This window comes from Nonomuraea sp. NPDC050451 (assembly GCF_044458585.1).
Genome location: NZ_JBITHZ010000026.1, coordinates 145,564 through 162,081, shown reverse-complemented (window position 1 = coordinate 162,081; position 16,518 = coordinate 145,564). Strand labels below are relative to the sequence as shown.

Below are 16,518 nucleotides of genomic sequence, written 5' to 3'. Positions count from 1 at the left end.
TCGCGAGAGCTCTCCAACGCCCGAACCATATGTGGCGGTCGACGGCGTTGGAAGCGGCGCAACCGCTGAGCGGAAGATGAATGCGGGAAGTTCCGGCGGGCGCCCCGTGTTGGTGCCGAGCATGGGAAACCGCTTCGCCGACGGCGACGTCATCAAGCGACTGCTTCACGGGGCGCGGCACTGGGTCTTCGTGGGCCTGAGCGACAACCCGGAGCGCACGGCCTACGACCAGGCCCGGCTGCTCCAAGGACGCGGCAAACGGGTCATTCCCGTCCATCCGGCCGCCGAGACCGTGCTGGGCGAGCCCGGGTACGCGTCGCTGGCCGAGGTGCCGGACCCGCTGGACGTCGTCGCGGTGTACCGGCGCGCCGAGCTGGCGGGGGAGTCGGTGGACGAGGCGATCGCGGCAGGGGCCAAGGCGATCTGGCTCCCGCTCGGCGTGATCGACGAGGCGGCCGCCGAACGCGCCCTGAGCGCCGGACTCGACGTCGTCATGGACCGCTGCCCGGGCGTCGAATGGGCACTGCGCAGAGACGCCTGAACGGGCGCTGCCCAGCCTGAATGAACGGCCGGTGCTTCTAGCCGACCGCCTGGGCCCGGCCGCGGGTGGTGCCGAGGGCGCGGTAGCGCCGGAGCCGTTCGGTGAGCAGGTCGGGGCGGCGGCGGGGCAGCATCGCGGCGAGCTCCCGCTCCAGCTCGCGCCCGACGCGGCGGCAGAACGCCTCCGGCTCGTCGGCCGCGTCCGGGTGCTCGGGCACGACCCGGTCGGCGATGCCGTCGGCGACCAGGTCGGCGGAGCGCACACCCTGCGCGGCCGCCAACTCCGGGGCGTGGTCGACGTCGCGGTGCACGATGGCGCTGGCGCCCTCGGGCGGCAGCGGTGACAGCCAGCCGTGCTGGGCGACGAGCACCCGGTCGCACGGGATCAGCGCGAGCGCGCCGCCGCCGCAGCCCTGGCCGAGCAGGATCGACAGCGTCGGCGCCTCAAGGGTGACGAGCTCGGACAGGCAACGGGCGATCTCGCCGGCCAGCCCGCCCTCCTCCGCCTCCGGGCTGAGCGCCGCGCCGGGGGTGTCGATGACGGTGACGAGCGGCAGGTTCAGCTCGTGCGCCAGGCGGAAGCCGCGCCGGGCCGCGCGCAGGGCCGCCGGGCCCATCGGCCCCACGTCGGTCTGGGTACGGCGGTCCTGGCCGAGCAGCACGCACGAGACGCCGCCGAAGCGGGCCAGCGCCAGGTACAGCCCCGGGTCCTGCTCTCCCTCCCCGGTCCCGTTCAGCGGCAGGACGTCCGAGGCGGCGTAGCGGAGCAGCTGCCGGACACCGGGCCGGTCGGCGCGCCTGGAGCGGGTGATCGACTCCCAGGCGGGCACGTCCGGCAGCGGCTCCGGCGGCGGCGCCTCGCCCAGGGGCGGCTCCACCGGCGGCGCGAGCAGGATGCGCAGCGCCCGGTCGGCGATCCCGGCCAGCGCCTGCGGCGGCAGCACGGCGTCGACCAGGCCGTGCCGGTACAGGTTCTCGGCGACCTGGACGCCCTCCGGGAACGGCTCCCCGTACAGGGACCGGTAGACGCGCGGGCCGAGAAAGCCGATCATCGCGCCGGGTTCGGCGGCCGTGACGTGGCCGAGCGAGCCCCACGAGGCCAGCACGCCGCCGAGGGTGGGGTCGCGCAGGTAGACCAGGTACGGCAGGCCCGCGGCCTTGTGCTGGGTGACCGCCGCCGAGATCTTCACCATCTGCAGGAACGCCACCGTGCCCTCCTGCATCCTCGTGCCACCCGAGGCGGGCGCGGCGAGCAGCGGCAGCCGCTCGGCGGTCGCCCGCTCCACGGCCGACACCAGGCGTTCGGCGGCGGCGACCCCGATGGATCCGGCGAGGAAGCCGAACTCGCAGGCGACGACGGCCACCCGGCGGCCGTGGAGCAGCCCCTCCCCCGTGATCACCGCCTCGTCCAGGCCCGTGCGCTCCCTGGCGGCGGCGACGTCGGCGTCCTTCACCGGCCCGAGCGGCCGGTCCCAGCTGCGGAAGGAGCCGTCGTCGAGAGCGAGCTCGACGAGTTCGAGCGCGGTCATCCGGACAGCCATGAGCGGATCTCCTCCTCGTCGGCGTTCAGCACGGGAGGCGCGGCGTGGTCGGTCCGGGTGATCTCGACCTCGCCGTCCGGCCCGGCCGGGTCGAAGAACCGCAGCGGCGGGCCGGGCAGCGTGATCTCGCCGATGCTCGCGTGCTCGACGTCGATGAGCAGCCCCTGCGACCTGGTCTGCGGCCAGTCGTACACCTCGTCCAGGTTGCGCACCCGCCCGGCGGGCACGCCGGCGTCGGCCAGCCGGCGCAGCAGCTCGTCCGCGCCGAAGGGGGCGAAGGCGGCCTCGACCAGCTCAACCAGCCGCCTGCCCGCGGCCACCCGCTCCGCGTTCGTCGCCAGGCCCGGCTCCCGCGGGTCCAGGCCGAACTCTGCGCAGAAGCGCTGCCACAGTCCCTCGCTGCCCACCGCGATCTGCACGTGGCCGTCCCCGCACCGGAACAGCCCGTACGGGGCGATGGACGGGTGGTGGTTGCCCTGGGCGCGCCCGACCTCACCGGCCACGGTCCAGCGGGTGCCCTGGAAGGCGTGCACCCCGACGATCCCGGCCAGCAGCGAGGTGCGCACGACCTGGCCGCGCCCGGTGCGCTCGCGTTCGAGCAGCGCGGACACCACGCCGTACGCGCCGTACATGCCGGCCAGCAGGTCGCCGATCGGCACGCCGACCCGCTGCGGGTCGTCGGGTCCGGACCCGGTGAGCGACATCAGCCCGGCCTCGCCCTGCGCGATCTGGTCGTAGCCGGCCCGCCCGGCCTCCGGGCCGTCGTGGCCGAACCCGGTGATGGACAGCACGACCAGCCGCGGGTTGAGCTCCAGCAGGCGCCCGGTGCTGAAGCCGAGCCGGTCGAGCACGCCGGCGCGGAAGTTCTCCAGCAGCACGTCCGCCTTGCGGATCAGGGCCTCGAGGGTGGCCCGGCCGTCCTCGTCCTTCAGGTCCAGGGCGATCGACTGCTTGTTGCGGTTGCACGACAGGAAGTACGTGGACTCGGAGCCGGCGAACGGCGGGCCCCAGCCCCGGGTGTCGTCGCCGCTCCCGGGCTGCTCCACCTTGATCACCCGCGCGCCCAGGTCGCCGAGCATCATCGCGGCGTGCGGCCCGGCCAGCGCCCTGGTCAGGTCGACGACGACGTAACCCGCGAGCGGGCCGCTCATGACAGGCTCCCCGGCACGACGAGGATCACCCAGCACAGCACCGGCGCGACCACCATGATGGTCATGCCCCAGGTCATCAGGCGCTTGAACACGTTGTCGCGTTCGGCGACGTCCGCGTTGGCGACGACCAGGGCCCCGTTGGTCGAGAAGGGGCTGCAGTCGACCACCGAGGAGGAGATCGCCAGCGCCGTGACCAGGCCGACGGCGCCGACCTGACCGGTCTGCAGGAACGGCACGGCGAGCGGGATGAGCGCCCCGAGGATGCCGGTCGTCGAGGCGAAGGCGGAGACCACGGCGCCGATGAGGCAGATCAGGAACGCGGCCAGGAGCGGGGCGCCGACGTGGGCGACCCCGTCGCCGAGCCACTTCACCGTGCCCTGGTCCTCCAGCAGGGAGACGTAGGTGACGATGCCGCCGACGAGGAGCACCGTACCCCAGCTGATCTTGTCGACAGTGCCGCGGGCCGCGGAGGGGAAGATCAGCGTGAGCGCGACCGCCACCGCCAGGGCGAGGAAGCCGATGTCGAGGTCGAAGACGAGCGCGCCCACGGCGAGTACGAGCAGGCCGACCAGCGTGAGGGAGCGCTGCGCGTCGAGGCGGGGCAGGGCGTCGTCGGCGGGCTCGGGGTCCCCGGCGGCGGACCCGGTGGAGGTGCCCGTTCGCGCGAGGGTCGCGACCTGCTCCTTCGGCGACTCGCGGTCGCGCTGCAGCAGCTTCGTGCCGCCCAGGGTGAGGAAGCCGATCAGGCTGATCAGCGCGCAGGCGCCCATCGCGCTGAAGAACAGCACGGCGGGGCTGCCCGGAAGGTGGCTCTTGTCCACGACGCCGTTGGTGATCGCGCCGAAGATGCCGATCGGCGAGAAGCTCCCGCCGGTGGCGCCCTGCACCACCATCAGGCCCATCATGACCGGGTTGATCCGGTAGCGGGCGGCGAAGCCCATGGCCACCGGGGCCACGATGGCCACCGCGGCCGGGCTGGCGGCGCCGATCGCCGTGATCGCGGCGCACACCACGAACATCACCCACGGCATCAGGGCGACGCGCCCGCGTACCGCGACCACGGCCCGGTGCACGATCCAGTCCACGGTGCCGTTGTTCCTGGCCAGCGCGAACAGGTACGTGACGCCGACCAGGATGACGAACAGGTTCGCCGGGAAGCCGCCGAGGACGTCCGACACCTCCACGCCGAACACCGCGGTGCCGACGACGAAGGCCGCCACGAGTGCCAGCGCCCCCATGTTGATGGACCGGACGGTGGCTATCAGGAACACCAACACCAATACAACCAACGCAACGACTTCCGCTGACATCGGCGACTCCTCGGGTCAGGTGACTCTCCGGTTACGTGCGTATTTCCGGATTGGCCTAGCCTCTGCGCCACTGCGCCGGATGTCAATAGACTGTCCCCCGTGACCAAGAAGCGCCCGCAGACCTCCGCGGTTCCCGAGCGGATGGAGCGTCCCCGCCTCTACGTGCAGCTGGCCGACCACATCGCGCGCTTCATCGAGGCTCAGGGGCTCTCCCCCGGCGACCGCCTGCCGCCCGAGCGTCGCCTGGCCGCCGAGCTCGGCGTCAGCCGGGCGACCCTGAGCCGCGCCCTGGTGGCGCTCGAGGTCCAGGGCATGGTCGAGGTCCAGCACGGCAACGGGGCCGTGGTGCTCGCGCCGACGCTGCAGGAGGAGCGGCCGGATCCGGCGTTATCGCTGGCCGGGCGCGATCCGGTGGAGCTCGCGCGGGCCCGCGAGGCGATCATGGCGGGGCTGGCGCGCAGCGCGGCGGCGCATCCCGACCGCAGCCTCCGGCTCGCCCTGCTCGACGCGGACGGCCGCCCGGTGCGCTTCTCCGACACCTGGCCCTGCGTGCGCAGGCTCGCGGGGGCGAGCCTGCTGGCCGATCTCGACGATCTGCTCTCGGAGGCCGCGCCGCTGGACGACGCCCGGGTCTCGGCCGAGCGACTGACGGCTCTCGCCCGAGCGGTCGTGGTCGGTGACGTCGACGCGGCGGCGGCCGCGTGCGCCTCCCTTCTCCAGGTCTGATCGAGGCGCCGTCACTCGGCGGCGCTTCCCATTCCCGCGCGGCGGCGTCAACGCGCGTTCATGTGCGCTTCGGCGGCTGGACATCGAACCTCGGTAGGTTCCACCCCGAATCAGCACATTTGCCCTAAGGGAAGCGCCATGTCTCGTTACCTTGTCGCCGCACTCGCCATCGGCACGGCGCTCGCCGGCACCCTCGCCGCGCCCGCCGCCGCCTCCGCGGTGAAGGAGCCCGTGAAGGAGCCGCGGATCCTGTCCGACGTGAAGCTGCCCGCGCCGGACCTGGCCGCGTTCGAGCCCGGAATCGTCCAGAACTCCCGAGGGGTCAAGCTGGGCGGCGTCGGCAGCGGCCTGTACCCCGCCGGGCGCGACGGCGAGTACTGGATGGTGACCGACCGCGGCCCGAACGGCGAGCCGAAGGTCAACGGCGAGAAGCGGCGCACGTTCCCGGTGCCGGAGTTCGCGCCCGCGATCGTGCGCGTGGCCGTACGGCACGGCACCGCGCGCATCGTGCGCAGCATCCCGCTGAAGAAGTCCGACGGCACCCCGATCACCGGCGTCTCCAACCAGTCCGGCCACGACGAGGCCCCCTACACCTGGGACGGCCTGACCACGCTCCCCTACGACCCGAACGGCCTGGACACCGAGGACATCGTCACGGACGGGCGCGGCGGCTTCTGGGTGGTGGACGAGTACTCCCCCTCGCTCGTGCACGTGGCCGGCGACGGGCGGGTGCTGGCCCGCTACGTGCCCAAGGGGCTCGGCCTGACCGGAGCCGGCTACCCCGTACGCGAGACCCTGCCCGCCATCTTCGCCAGCCGCCAGCAGAACCGCGGCATCGAGGCGCTCGGCATCTCGCCCGGTGAGCGCGCCCTGTACCTGGCCGTGCAGAGCCCGCTGGCCAACCCCGACAAGAAGACCGGCAAGGCCTCCGGCATCGCCCGCATCCTGCGGGTGGACCTGCGGACCGGGCGGCCCACCGGCGAATGGGCCTACAAGATGGAGGACGTCGCCGCCTTCGACCCGGCCGCCGAGCAGGGCGACATGAAGATCTCCGCGCTCAACGTGCTGAAGCCCGGCCGCCTGCTGCTCCAGGAGCGCACCGATGCCGTGGCCCGCCTCTACACCGTCGACCTGCGCAAGGCGACCGACCTCCTCGGCGGCCGCCACGACGACCCGGCGACCACGCCGTCGCTGGAGGCGTCCCTGCCCGCGGACGTCACCGTGGCGGCCAAGTCGCTGACCGTGGACCTGGCGGCGATCGACGGGCTGCCCGGCAAGATCGAGGGGGTCGCCGTGCTCGACCCGAGGACCATCGCCATCGCCAACGACAACGACTTCGGCGTCGGCACCTTCGACGCGAACGGCCGCCTGGTGGACACCGGCATCCCCAGCCGCATCCTGACGATCCGCCTCCCCCGCCCGATCGGCTAGGCGCCGGACCAGCCGGTCAGACGCCGCCCAGCACGTCCTCGTACAGCGCCATCTGGTGCCGCATGACCCGGCGCGTCAGCGCGCCGATCCGGTCCGCGTGGTCCTGGGAGACGCAGGAGATGAGGTGGACCAGCGCCACGTGCCCGTCCCGGGGCACGATGGCCAGGTCGGGCCAGAGCTCTCGACCGCCGATCGACGCCTCGGCGACGGTCTCGGCCAGCGCCCGGTCCACCTCCGGCGGGCCCGCCGCCCATCCTGAGGGGATGACCAGCCCGCTGCCGGCCAGGTCGGCGTACCAGGCGCGCAGGTCCCGTTCCAGGGCGTCCCGGGCGGCGGCCACGCGGCGGGTGTCCTTGAGCGCGCGGTAGGCGGCGCGGGCCGCCCGCCCGTCGGGGAACCTGGCCACCTCCCAGCCGTGCCGGGCGATCAGCGAGCCCTGGCGGGTGGCCGGGTCGACCAGTTCGACGACCGTGGGATCGGCCGCGGTGCGGCAGCGCACGCCCGCGTCGGCCAGCCGGAGCCACAGGTCCCAGTCCTCCAGCCCGCTCTCGGACCGGCGCCAGCCGCCCACCTCCTCGGCCAGGCCAGCGACGTGGGCGACCTGTGAGGGCTGGAAGATCGCGTTCATCAGCTGGAGCTCGGGGTGCCAGCAGAGCGCGAGCGGGGGCGTCACGTGCAGCACCGTCCCCGCGGTGTCCACCCGCGTCGCCCCGGTGGCCGCGAACCGCTCCCCGCCCTCCAGCGCCCGCGCCAGGACGGCGAGGTGCCCGGGCGCCCACCGGTCGTCGTGGTCGAGGTAGGCGACGAACTCCCCGCGGGCCTCGGCGAGCCCGAGGTTCCGCGGTCCCGAAGGATGCCCGTGGCGGTGGGTGCGGATCAGCCGGACCCGGCGGTCGGCGCGGGCGCTCTCGGCCACCACCCGGTCGGTGTCGTCGTCGCTCCCGTCGGAGACGACCAGCAGCTCCCAGTCCCGCAGCGACTGCGCCAGGACGGAGTCGACAGTGGCCGTGATCGCCGGCCCGCGGTTGTAGGTGGGGCAGACGACCGAGAACCTCACGCCGCCACCCGCTCCGGCCGCGGCGTCAGCACCAGCGACCTGATGTCGACGATGACGTGCACCACGATGGACGCGATGAGGCTGCCGGTACGCAGGTAGATCCCGGTGAACGCGATCCCGCCGAGCAGCGACAGCAGGAAGCCCCACCGGCCCTGGTAGACGTGCCCAAGGGCGAACACCACCACCGCCGCGGCCGCCGCGAGCAGCGGGCTGAGGCCGAGGGCCAGGCCGAGGCCCATGAGCAGGCCCCGGTAGACCAGTTCCTCGCAGATGCCCGCCGAGACCGCCACCCCGCCGGCCAGCCACCGCTCGCCGGACGTGCTCGGCAGCAGGGCGGAGTAGGCGTCGGTGCCGGGAACCTTGCCGCCGTTCTTGACCAGCCAGCGCATGAAGAACACGACCGGCACCATCGCGACGGGCAGCGCCACCGCGATGCCGTAGGTCACGGCGGGGTCGGTGGGGGGCTTGACGCCCACGTCGGCCAGGGTCAGGCCCGGCGACAGCGCCACCACGAGGAGGGCCACCGCGGCCAGCGCCCACAGCTCGACGATGGACAGGGCGAGTCGCCGCGACAGCGGGACGTCGCTCTCCTCCTGCCGCTTTCGGGCGCGGAGGCCCACCCATGGCGCGACGATCGCGAGATACACGGCCAGGCCGCCGGCGAGGACCCACGACAAGAGCTGGGATGACATGTCGGCGCCCCGACCTCCTTCGGGAGGTACGGCTGGCGCCGGACGATGCAGGAGCCGGGCACCAGCCGTACAGCGAACATGCTAGATGTCTGTAGGACCAGTCTGAGACCGGCGCCGAGCGGCCCGTAGTCGTCGCCGTCACCGGTCCCGTATGACATCTGTCATGCGGCCGTTCCGGTGCGTGACCGCCGCTTCCCCGCCGACACCCCCCTCTAGCTGCGGAAAACGCCTTCCCACGCCCGCCGGGGAAGCGTCGGGGAACAGGGCCCGGCGTAAGAAAGTACCGACGCTATGGATCACCTCATTGCGTGGACGTGGAGTGATAAATGGCCAAGTACTCAGTGATGATCCCGTTTGTTCCGCGGCGGGCGGAACAGATCCTTCCCTACGCGGCCCTGGTGCAGTGGACCGCGGCACACGCGTTGTGGCAGGGACAGGCGACCCTCATCGAACCGCACCAGGGATTCGTGTACGCCGCAGGCGCCGGTTTCCGGGTGCCGACCGGGCTCGGAGTGACGCTCATGCCGCTGCGCCACCCGTTCGAGGCGGCGCTCCAGGTGCGCTCGCTCGCGATGGCGACCGGCGAGCCCGTGGTGGCGGGCTTCGGCCCGGGGCCGATCTCCTTCCAGGAGAGCCTGCTCGGCGAGCGCTACCCCAGCCAGCTCGGCGCGATCCGCGAGTACGTCACCGCGGTCCGGGCGCTGCTGGCCGGCGGGCTCGTGGAGCTGCGCGGCGAGTACGTCACGTGCCACGGCATGCTGCCGCCGGCCGTCTCGCCGCGGATCGAGATCGGGCTCGGAGTGCTCAGGCGGGGCATGGCCCGGCTCGCCGGACAGGTGGCCGACGTGGCCATCACCTGGCTGACGCCGGCCGAGTACCTCGCGGAGACGATCGTCCCGGCGCTGCGGGAGGGCGCGGAGGCGGAGGGCCGCAAGGGGCCCCGGGTGGCGGCGATGGTGCCGCTGGCCCTGAGCAGGCCCGACCGCACGCCGGTCGAGCAGGCCATGGCGAGCAACGCGCTGCACCTGCAGGCCCCCCACTACCAGGACATGTTGCGCAAGGCCGGGATGGACGTGACAGGCCGGGACCCGGCCGCCGACGCCAGGGCCGCGGTGGACGGGGGCGCGTTCCTCAGCGGCGATCTCGACCAGCTCGTCGCCCGGCTGAAGGAGTACGAGCAGGCCGGGGCCGAGGAGATCATCCTCAACCTGACCGGGGTGTTCAACCTGCAGGGACAGAAGGAGACCATGAACGAGCTGAAGTCCCTGCTGGGGGCGCTGGTCGGCGGGACGTTCGACTGATGGGCGACACGAAGCGGCGGCTGATGCAGTGGGCGACGGGGCAGGCCGGGGACGCCCTGCCCGAGCGGGTCGCGACGATCGTGCTGGAGAACCCGGGCCACCTCGCGGCGATCATCGAGTCCGGCCTGGCCGGCCCGGAGAGCGTGATCTTCGTTCCCGGCGGCCCAGGGGACGCCGAGGGCCCGACGATCGTGGGCTACGACGGCTCGCTGAGCGAGGCGGGCGCCGAGATGTCCATCTCCGAGGCGTTCTTCCTGCAGACGCAGGACTACGGCACCAGCGAGTACATGTCGGTGATCGGCCCCAGCACCGTCCGGATCTTCGGCGAGGAGGACTTCGAGCTCTACCTGTCCGACGCCGACCGGGCAGCGGACGAGGGCGTCTTCCCCGCGTTCCTGACCCATCCCACCGTGCGCATCGCCGACCTGCCCGGGCTCGGTGCGGGTCCCGGGCCGGACGGCCCGCGGCTGCGCCTGCACGCCAGGGCGGACGGCGCGCTGTCCACCTCGCCGACCGGGCTCCCCCTCGGCAAGGTCGGCGACGACCTGCCGGTGCTGCGCGCCGAGTGGGACCGGATCAACGCGGGCGGCGAGCACCCCTGCGCCGTCTGCCTCGGGGAGGCCGTCCCGGAGGAGCGGCGCGCCGCCGAACTGGCCGCCCGGCCGTGGCTGGGGCGCTACCTGACGGCGATCGCCGGGCTACAGGATTTGCACGCCCGTGGCGCGGCCGACGTGCGCGTCTCCGGCTTCGGCGGCCGGCTCGTCCCCGGCCTGGAGGGCGTCGCCGGCCCGGCGGACCTGGCCGGCCCGGACCTGCCGCTGCTGCTGTGGACCGAGCACGCGGCCTACATCCACCAGCCCGTCCATCAGCTGGGGCCGGCGCGCACGTTCGAGGTCGAGCACCGGGCAGGCCAGTTGGCCGAGGCGCTGCTGGTGTGCGGGTCGGTCGAGGCCGCCGCCGAGCACGACGACCCGGCGGGGCTGGCCACGGTGGCCGGCTTCTTCTCCAAGGCGGGGGTGCTGCTCACATGACCGCGGACCTGCCGAGCCAGGCCAGGCGGCTGCTGGACCGGCTGGGTGACAGGGCGGTCGTGTGCGACCTGTACGACCGGACGGGATCGCCCGTCTACCACGACCTGGCCGGCACGGACACCCAGGAGGTGCGCGAGCTCATCGCCCTCGTGCGCCGGGTCCCCGGCCCGGTGCTCGACCTCGCGGCCGGCTCGGGCCGCCTGACGCTGCCGCTGCTCGCGCTGGGCCGGGAGGTGACCGCGGTCGACCTCTCGGAGGGCATGCTGAGCCTGCTGGCCGCCCGGCTGGAGGAGGCGCCGGCGCGGCTGCGCGAGCGGTGCACGCTGGTCCGGGCGGACATGCGTACCTTCTCCTCTCCTGCGCGCTTCGCCGCGATCGTGCTCGGCACCTCGTCGATCTCGCTGCTCGACGCGCCCGGCAGGACCGCCCTGTACGGCACGGTCCGCACGCATCTGAAGCCCGGAGGCCGGTTCGTCCTGTCGACCATCGAGCTGAACGACCTGGACGGCGCCGAGGAGGTCGAGGTCGCCTTCGCCGGCGCCAGCGGCCGCTCGTACCGGTTCTTCGAACGCTGGGACCCGGACGCCGGCCACCGCGTGGTGGCCGTCTGCCCCGCGGAGCTGCCCGAGGGCCAGGTCACCGTGTGCACGAGCACCATCGGCGTGGTCGCGGCCGACCTGCTGGAGGCCGAGCTGACCCGGGCGGGCTTCGCCGTCCGCTCCCGCCACGCCCTGACCGCCCCCGGCGCCAGGCACCGGGACATCCTGCTGGAAGCCGAGGTGGTCGAGTGACCGCGCCGCTGTGGCCCGCCCTGCTGCCCCCGGACCAGCAGGGCCTGGACGAGCTCTGCGCCGTCTCGGCCGAGGGGGTCAGGGTCCGCTTCGCCGACGGCCGCGAGCTGCTGTGCGGCACCAGCGGGTTGTGGAACACCAACCTCGGCTACGGCAACGCCGCCGTCACCGCCGCCGCCGCGCAGGCCCTGGCCCAGGCGTCGTACCTGAACGTCTTCAGGTACGAGAACGACCACGCGCGCCGGGCCGCCGCCGCGCTGATCGACCTGTGCGGCCCCGGCCACTACGCCAGGGTCGTCTTCTCGACCTCGGGCGGCGCCGCCAACGACCTGGTGATGAAGCTCGCCCGGCACTACCACGCCCTGCGCGGCGCCGACCGGCGCAAGCTCGTCGTCGGGCTCAAGGGCGGCTACCACGGCATGACCTTCGGCGGGTTCGCCCTGAGCGGCGAGGACTTCGGCCAGCGCCTCTACGGCGTCGACCAGCGGCTGATCCGGCACGTCACACCCAACGCCGCCGACGAGCTGGCCCGGCTGATGGAGCGGCAGGGGGCGCAGGTGGCGGCGGTGGTCGTCGAGCCGGTGCTGGGCAACGGGGCCGTTCCGCTGACCGGGGAGTACGTGGCCGAGCTGCTGCGGCTGCGCCGCGAGCACGGATTCCTGCTGGTGGCCGACGAGGTGGCCACCGGATTCGGCCGTACCGGCAGCTTCTTCGCCTCCCAGGGCTGGCCCGAGCCGCCGGACCTGCTGATCGCCTCCAAGGGGCTCACCAACGGCACCAGCGCCGCCGCCGTGGTGGTGGCCTCGGGCGAGGTGGCCGCCGCGTTCACCTCCGCCGGCGCGGTGCTCGCGCACGCCGAGACGCAGGCGGGCACGCCGGTCACCTGCGCCGCGATCCTGGCCACCATCGCCGAGATGCGCCGCCTGGACGCGGTGGCCCTGGCCAGGCGGCTGTCGGACCGGCTGGACGAGGAGCTGGCGCGGCTGGCGGCCGAGCACCCGATGGTGGCCGGGACCTCGGGGACGGGCTGCTTCCGCGCGATCCGGCTGCGCGCGCCGGGCGGCGCCGAGCTGCCGCAGGCCGAGGTGCCCGCCGTGGTGGCGGCGGTGCGCCGGGCCGGGGCGATCGTGCATCCGGGCGTCAACGGCGTCCAGCTCGTGCCGGCGCTCACCTACACCGGCTCGGACCTGGCCGAGCTGTTCGCCTGCCTGCGGGCGGGGCTGGCGGCCTACTCCGCCAGGGAGGTGCCGGCGTGACCCAGAGCACCCAGTGCCTGACCCGGACGCTCTTCGGCTGCGACGGCCTGGCCACGTGGCTGGCCAGGGGATCGCGGACGCGCGTGACCCTCCTGATCGACCCCGGCGTGCTCGGCTCGGAGATCGTCGCCCGCGTCCGCCGCCAGGTGGCCAAAGCGGAACGCGGCGAGCAGCTGGTCGTGCTGTCCGGCCCCGGCACCCTGCTCGGCGTGCTGGAGCTCGCCGAGCGCCTGACCGGCGCCGAGCTGGTGGTGGGCGTCGGGGGCGGCTCCCTGCTCGACCAGGCCAAGCTGCTGGCCCTGCTGCACGGGCGCCCGAGCGCGCGGGCCCGGCTGACGGTCCCGCAGCGCAGCGGCATGCTGGTGCTGCCGCCCGGCACCGAGCGCGCCCTGGGGCTCGTCGCCGTCCCCACCACGCTGGGCACCGGCGCCGAGCTCAGCACGGCCGCCTGCCTGGAGTATCCCCAGGGCAAGCGGCTGATCGCCGGCGAGTGCCTGCGGCCCGACATCGCCGTGCTCGACCCGGTCGCCACCGACACGCTGCCGCCCGAGCTGGTCTCCGAGGCCGTCCTGGAGGCGCTCTTCCGGCTGGTGAGCATGTACGCCGGCGACCACGCCGACCTGCCCACCGAGGACGCCCTGACCGAGGCGCTGGCCGTACGCCTGGTCTCGGCGGGGCACGCGGTGCGGCGGGCGCGGGAGGCGGGCACGCCGGTGGAGCGCCCGCTGCGGGCCGAGATCGCCAAGCTCAGCGGGCTCACCCACCAGGAGTGGCTCCATCTGGGCCGCGGGGCCTGGGCCAACAAGGGCTGGCTGATCGCCAACGAGGTGTCGGTGGCGCTCGGCGTGCGCAAGATGCGCGCGGTCGCCGCCGTGCTGCCGCCCCTGTGGCGGGCCATCGCCGGCGGCGACGAGCGGCTCGGATCCGCCAGGAGGCTCGCGCGGCTGTGGTCGTCGCTGCGGGCCGTCGACCCCGATGGCCTGCCCGGCGACCCGGCCGGCGGAATGGCCGCGCTCATCGACTCCTGGCGGGTGGAGCGGCGGCTGACCCCGGATGACCACACGGATGACGACACGGGCGACGACGTGCTCGACGCCATCGCCGGGCGCATCGTGCGCGCGTGGGGCGCCGGGCTGCCCATGCTCGGCGGCCTGACCAGGGACGAGGTACGGGAGCTGCTGACCGAGGTCCTCCGCACGCCGGAGGCGACCAGGTGCTGACCACCGTACCCATCAGGAACTCCCGCGGGAGACGGGACCGCGGGCGAGCAGGAGGAGAGGAGGTGTGGCGATGGACATGACGGCGACCCCGAGCCTGGCTCCCGCATTGGAGCTGGGCATGCAGGAACTCGAGGCCATGGACGCCCCCGGATTCTGGTCCGGCTTCAAGCAGGGCGTCGCGATCACGCTGGGAACGCTCGTCTTCGCCAGCGCGGTGGCCAGCGCCGCTTCGCTGACCTGAGGCGAGCCGGGCCCATCCGGACGTCGACCGCCAGGAAAGGAGGAAAAGGCACATGAACGAATTCGCGAACGCCCCGCTTGAGCTCGGCATGCAGGAGCTCGAGGCCATGGAGGCCCCCGGCTGGGGGACCTTCTGGGGGGTCGTGACCGGGGTCACCGTGGTGAGCGCCGTCGGCACGGCGGTCTCCTACGGCGTCACCGCCGTCATGAGCAGCATCAGCGTCATCACCTGAGAGCTGCCGCAGCCGGATGCCGGCGTGGCGCTCTCGTCTCGAGCTTGAGATGCAGGAGCCCGAGGCGGGGTCCGCGCCGGGACTCCCATGAGGCACAGCGCGGTGGCGGCGGACACCCCGTCGCCACCGCCTGGCCGGATCCCACGTCCGCGCTTGGAAGGTGAGGAAGTGAAGAACGTGTCCACGGTGTGGCTGATCATCCTGGCCGGGATCCTCGTCCTGGCGTTCGTCCTGGTCATGAACAGCAGCCTGTCGGGGGTGGGGCAGGTCGTCCTGCTGGTCGCGCTCGGCCTCGCCGCGGTGGCCTGCTTCGCCCTCCTGGTCGCGAACGCGATAGGGCGGCCGTGAAGCTCGGCAGGAGGGAACGCGAGGAGCTGGACGCGTCCATCCCCGCCCGGCCGCGGCTCGCCGACGACGTGCAGGTCCACCCGCCTGCCCACGAGGGCGCGCCGTGGATCATCCAGCGCGGCCCGGCCCGCTACATCCGGGTGGGCGCGGACATGGCCAGGCTGGGCCGGGCGCTCGACGGGGACCGGGATCACGCCGAGCTGATGGCCGACCTCGGCCCGAAGTGGACCCCGCAGGCGCTCGGCTACGCGCTGGGCGAGCTCAAGCGGATGCAACTGCTCGACGACGGCCGGCGCACCCGCCGCGACGCGCCCTGGGTGAAGTACGTCCCCCCGCTGACGTTGCAGGTCACCCTGCTGCGCCCGGCCAGGTTCCTGGCCTGGTGCGCGCCGCTGGTGTCCGCGCTGGCCACGCGGTTCTGGGGCGTGGTGGCGGCCGTGGTCGCGGTGGCCGGGCTCGTGAGCCTGGCCGCACGCGGCGGGGACCTGGCGGAGACGCTGGGCGCGCCGCTGCCGCTGGACGTCTACGCGGGCGTGGCCGCCGGCACGTACCTGGTCATGGTGCTGCACGAGCTGGGCCACGGCGCGGTGCTCAGCCACTACGGCGGGCGGCCGAGCCGCATGGGCGTCATGCTGCTCTACCTGCTGCCGGCCTTCTTCTGCGACGTCTCCGACGGCTGGCGGCTGGCCCGCAAGGAGCAGCGCGTACGGGTGGCGCTGGCCGGGGTGGCGACCCAGTTCGTGGCGGCGGGCGCGGCGGCCGTCGCGGCGCTGCCGTTCGGCGGGTCGGACGCCGGGCGTGGGCTGCTGGTCCTCTCGGTCGTCACCTACGTGGGCGGCGTGCTCAACCTGCTGCCGTTCGTCAAGCTCGACGGATACCTGGCGCTGATGAGCCACCTCGACATATCCGACCTGCGCAAGCGCGCGATGATCGACGCCCGGCGGTTCGTCTCGAAGCTGCTGTTCGGCGGCGCGTACCCGGTGGAGCTGCCCGGCCCGCGCTGGGCCGTGCCGTACGGGATCGCCTGCCTGGTCTTCCCCATCTACCTGGTCGGCGGGCTGGCCCTGTCGCTCTGGGGCGACCTGCTGCGCGGCCTCGGCCCGGTCGGCTCGCTGGCCGTCATGGCCGTCGTCCTGCTGCTGGTGGCCCGCCTGGCGTACGGCTTCCTGGCGCGCGTCCACGAGGCGCGGGTGGCGGGGGCCTCCGTCGTGCGGATCGGGGCCGTGACCGCGGGGCTGGCCATGGGGGTGACGGCGCTGCTGACGCTGGTGCACGTGCCGTACGAGATCTCGGGCGGATACCACTACCGGCAGGGCCGGGTCGAGCTGGTGGTGCCGGGCGGGCACGAGGAGATCAGGCGGGGGGCGGCGGTCCGGCTGCTGCGCAACGGGGTGGTCCTCCGCGAGCAGGTGGGATCGGCCGTGGTCGCCTCCGGCACGGCGGCGAGCGCCTCCGCCCCGATCTCGGTGCTGCTCCCGGTCCGCACCGAACGCGACCTGCCGGTGAGCGTCTCGGCCTACCCGCTGGCCGTACGCGAGGCGCCGGCGGAGCCCAGCGGCGCGGCCAGGGTCGAGGCGGGCAGCCCGCCGCTCGGCGAGTGGCTGGTCGCGACATACCTGTCGGGCGCCTGGTGACCACGGGGAGAAGGAG

Annotated in this window: 17 protein-coding genes; 12 read left to right on the top strand and 5 right to left on the bottom strand. The window is 73.8% G+C overall.

The features are described 5' to 3' along the window. Nucleotides 1-121 precede the first annotated feature (121 nt). Nucleotides 122-541: a CoA-binding protein gene (locus ACIBI9_RS47630; protein WP_397233139.1), complete on the top strand. Its 420-nt coding sequence runs from the start codon at nucleotides 122-124 to the stop codon at nucleotides 539-541. A 37-nt stretch (nucleotides 542-578) separates the two neighbouring features. Here the strand turns inward: ACIBI9_RS47630 and ACIBI9_RS47625 are convergent, their stop codons facing one another. The 3 genes from ACIBI9_RS47625 to ACIBI9_RS47615 are packed head-to-tail and all read right to left on the bottom strand — an operon-like array spanning nucleotide 579 to nucleotide 4,542. After that, the gene (locus tag ACIBI9_RS47625; protein ID WP_397233136.1) at nucleotides 579-2,081 is read right to left on the bottom strand and encodes a carboxyl transferase domain-containing protein; all 1,503 of its coding nucleotides are present in this window, start codon (nucleotides 2,079-2,081) and stop codon (nucleotides 579-581) included. Beyond that, a complete protein-coding gene (locus ACIBI9_RS47620) occupies nucleotides 2,066-3,232 on the bottom strand; it encodes a CaiB/BaiF CoA transferase family protein (protein ID WP_397233134.1) in 1,167 nt (388 codons plus the stop codon). Before ACIBI9_RS47620 ends, ACIBI9_RS47625 begins: the two co-directional genes overlap by 16 nt. Next, nucleotides 3,229-4,542 carry an SLC13 family permease gene (locus tag ACIBI9_RS47615; protein WP_397233132.1) on the bottom strand — a complete coding sequence of 438 codons (1,314 nt, stop codon included), beginning with the start codon at nucleotides 4,540-4,542 and terminating at the stop codon, nucleotides 3,229-3,231. Before ACIBI9_RS47615 ends, ACIBI9_RS47620 begins: the two co-directional genes overlap by 4 nt. 99 nt (nucleotides 4,543-4,641) lie before the next feature. Between ACIBI9_RS47615 and ACIBI9_RS47610 the strand changes: the two genes are divergently transcribed. Then, the gene (locus ACIBI9_RS47610) at nucleotides 4,642-5,268 is read left to right on the top strand and encodes a FadR/GntR family transcriptional regulator (protein WP_397233130.1); all 627 of its coding nucleotides are present in this window, start codon (nucleotides 4,642-4,644) and stop codon (nucleotides 5,266-5,268) included. 138 nt (nucleotides 5,269-5,406) lie between these two features. Next, entirely contained in the window at nucleotides 5,407-6,699 is a 1,293-nt protein-coding gene (locus ACIBI9_RS47605; RefSeq protein WP_397233128.1) for an esterase-like activity of phytase family protein, read from the top strand. 16 nt (nucleotides 6,700-6,715) lie between these two features. Here ACIBI9_RS47605 and ACIBI9_RS47600 read toward each other — a convergent pair whose 3' ends face one another. Both ACIBI9_RS47600 and ACIBI9_RS47595 read right to left on the bottom strand, forming a co-directional pair. Then, nucleotides 6,716-7,756, bottom strand: a complete 1,041-nt coding sequence (locus tag ACIBI9_RS47600) for a glycosyltransferase family 2 protein (protein ID WP_397233126.1) — start codon at nucleotides 7,754-7,756, stop codon at nucleotides 6,716-6,718. After that, complete coding sequence (locus ACIBI9_RS47595) at nucleotides 7,753-8,448, bottom strand: CPBP family intramembrane glutamic endopeptidase (RefSeq protein ID WP_397233124.1); 696 nt, start codon at nucleotides 8,446-8,448, stop codon at nucleotides 7,753-7,755. The genes ACIBI9_RS47600 and ACIBI9_RS47595 overlap by 4 nt, the downstream gene beginning before the upstream one ends. A 326-nt stretch (nucleotides 8,449-8,774) precedes the next feature. On the opposite strand from ACIBI9_RS47595, the gene ACIBI9_RS47590 reads away from it, so the two are divergent. The 9 genes from ACIBI9_RS47590 to mpaP all read left to right on the top strand — a co-directional run bounded on the left by ACIBI9_RS47590 (nucleotide 8,775) and on the right by mpaP (nucleotide 16,502). Then, complete coding sequence (locus tag ACIBI9_RS47590) at nucleotides 8,775-9,749, top strand: LLM class flavin-dependent oxidoreductase (RefSeq protein ID WP_397233122.1); 975 nt, start codon at nucleotides 8,775-8,777, stop codon at nucleotides 9,747-9,749. Next, complete coding sequence (gene mpaB, locus ACIBI9_RS47585; protein ID WP_397233120.1) at nucleotides 9,749-10,780, top strand: daptide biosynthesis RiPP recognition protein; 1,032 nt, start codon at nucleotides 9,749-9,751, stop codon at nucleotides 10,778-10,780. Before ACIBI9_RS47590 ends, mpaB begins: the two co-directional genes overlap by 1 nt. Further along, nucleotides 10,777-11,571 (top strand): daptide-type RiPP biosynthesis methyltransferase, encoded by a 795-nt coding sequence (mpaM, locus tag ACIBI9_RS47580; RefSeq protein ID WP_397233118.1) that lies wholly within the window; start codon nucleotides 10,777-10,779, stop codon nucleotides 11,569-11,571. The genes mpaB and mpaM overlap by 4 nt, the downstream gene beginning before the upstream one ends. Further along, on the top strand, nucleotides 11,568-12,827 hold the full coding sequence (mpaD, locus tag ACIBI9_RS47575) for a daptide-type RiPP biosynthesis aminotransferase (RefSeq protein ID WP_397233116.1): 1,260 nt from the start codon (nucleotides 11,568-11,570) through the stop codon (nucleotides 12,825-12,827). The genes mpaM and mpaD overlap by 4 nt, the downstream gene beginning before the upstream one ends. Then, on the top strand, nucleotides 12,824-14,047 hold the full coding sequence (mpaC, locus tag ACIBI9_RS47570) for a daptide-type RiPP biosynthesis dehydogenase (RefSeq protein WP_397233114.1): 1,224 nt from the start codon (nucleotides 12,824-12,826) through the stop codon (nucleotides 14,045-14,047). Before mpaD ends, mpaC begins: the two co-directional genes overlap by 4 nt. Nucleotides 14,048-14,117: 70 nt before the next feature. After that, nucleotides 14,118-14,288, top strand: coding sequence for a daptide-type RiPP (locus ACIBI9_RS47565; RefSeq protein ID WP_397233112.1), 171 nt, complete (start codon nucleotides 14,118-14,120; stop codon nucleotides 14,286-14,288). 52 nt (nucleotides 14,289-14,340) lie between these two features. Continuing rightward, nucleotides 14,341-14,520, top strand: a complete 180-nt coding sequence (locus tag ACIBI9_RS47560) for a daptide-type RiPP (RefSeq protein WP_397233110.1) — start codon at nucleotides 14,341-14,343, stop codon at nucleotides 14,518-14,520. 168 nt (nucleotides 14,521-14,688) lie between these two features. Further along, a complete protein-coding gene (locus ACIBI9_RS47555) occupies nucleotides 14,689-14,868 on the top strand; it encodes a hypothetical protein (RefSeq protein ID WP_397233108.1) in 180 nt (59 codons plus the stop codon). Next, the gene (gene mpaP, locus ACIBI9_RS47550; RefSeq protein WP_397233106.1) at nucleotides 14,865-16,502 is read left to right on the top strand and encodes a daptide biosynthesis intramembrane metalloprotease; all 1,638 of its coding nucleotides are present in this window, start codon (nucleotides 14,865-14,867) and stop codon (nucleotides 16,500-16,502) included. Before ACIBI9_RS47555 ends, mpaP begins: the two co-directional genes overlap by 4 nt. The last annotated feature ends 16 nt before the right edge of the window (nucleotides 16,503-16,518 follow it).

Excerpts from the sequence above, each read along its gene's own strand:
- ACIBI9_RS47595 (WP_397233124.1), bottom strand. The coding sequence starts at position 8,448 with ATGTCATCCCAGCTCTTGTCGTGGGTCCTCGCCGGCGGCCTGGCCGTG.
- ACIBI9_RS47620 (WP_397233134.1), bottom strand. The coding sequence starts at position 3,232 with ATGAGCGGCCCGCTCGCGGGTTACGTCGTCGTCGACCTGACCAGGGCG.
- mpaB (WP_397233120.1), top strand. The coding sequence starts at position 9,749 with ATGGGCGACACGAAGCGGCGGCTGATGCAGTGGGCGACGGGGCAGGCC.
- ACIBI9_RS47565 (WP_397233112.1), top strand. The coding sequence starts at position 14,118 with ATGGACATGACGGCGACCCCGAGCCTGGCTCCCGCATTGGAGCTGGGC.
- ACIBI9_RS47590 (WP_397233122.1), top strand. The coding sequence starts at position 8,775 with ATGGCCAAGTACTCAGTGATGATCCCGTTTGTTCCGCGGCGGGCGGAA.
- ACIBI9_RS47630 (WP_397233139.1), top strand. The coding sequence starts at position 122 with ATGGGAAACCGCTTCGCCGACGGCGACGTCATCAAGCGACTGCTTCAC.
- ACIBI9_RS47625 (WP_397233136.1), bottom strand. The coding sequence starts at position 2,081 with ATGGCTGTCCGGATGACCGCGCTCGAACTCGTCGAGCTCGCTCTCGAC.
- ACIBI9_RS47615 (WP_397233132.1), bottom strand. The coding sequence starts at position 4,542 with ATGTCAGCGGAAGTCGTTGCGTTGGTTGTATTGGTGTTGGTGTTCCTG.
- ACIBI9_RS47605 (WP_397233128.1), top strand. The coding sequence starts at position 5,407 with ATGTCTCGTTACCTTGTCGCCGCACTCGCCATCGGCACGGCGCTCGCC.
- ACIBI9_RS47560 (WP_397233110.1), top strand. The coding sequence starts at position 14,341 with ATGAACGAATTCGCGAACGCCCCGCTTGAGCTCGGCATGCAGGAGCTC.
- mpaM (WP_397233118.1), top strand. The coding sequence starts at position 10,777 with ATGACCGCGGACCTGCCGAGCCAGGCCAGGCGGCTGCTGGACCGGCTG.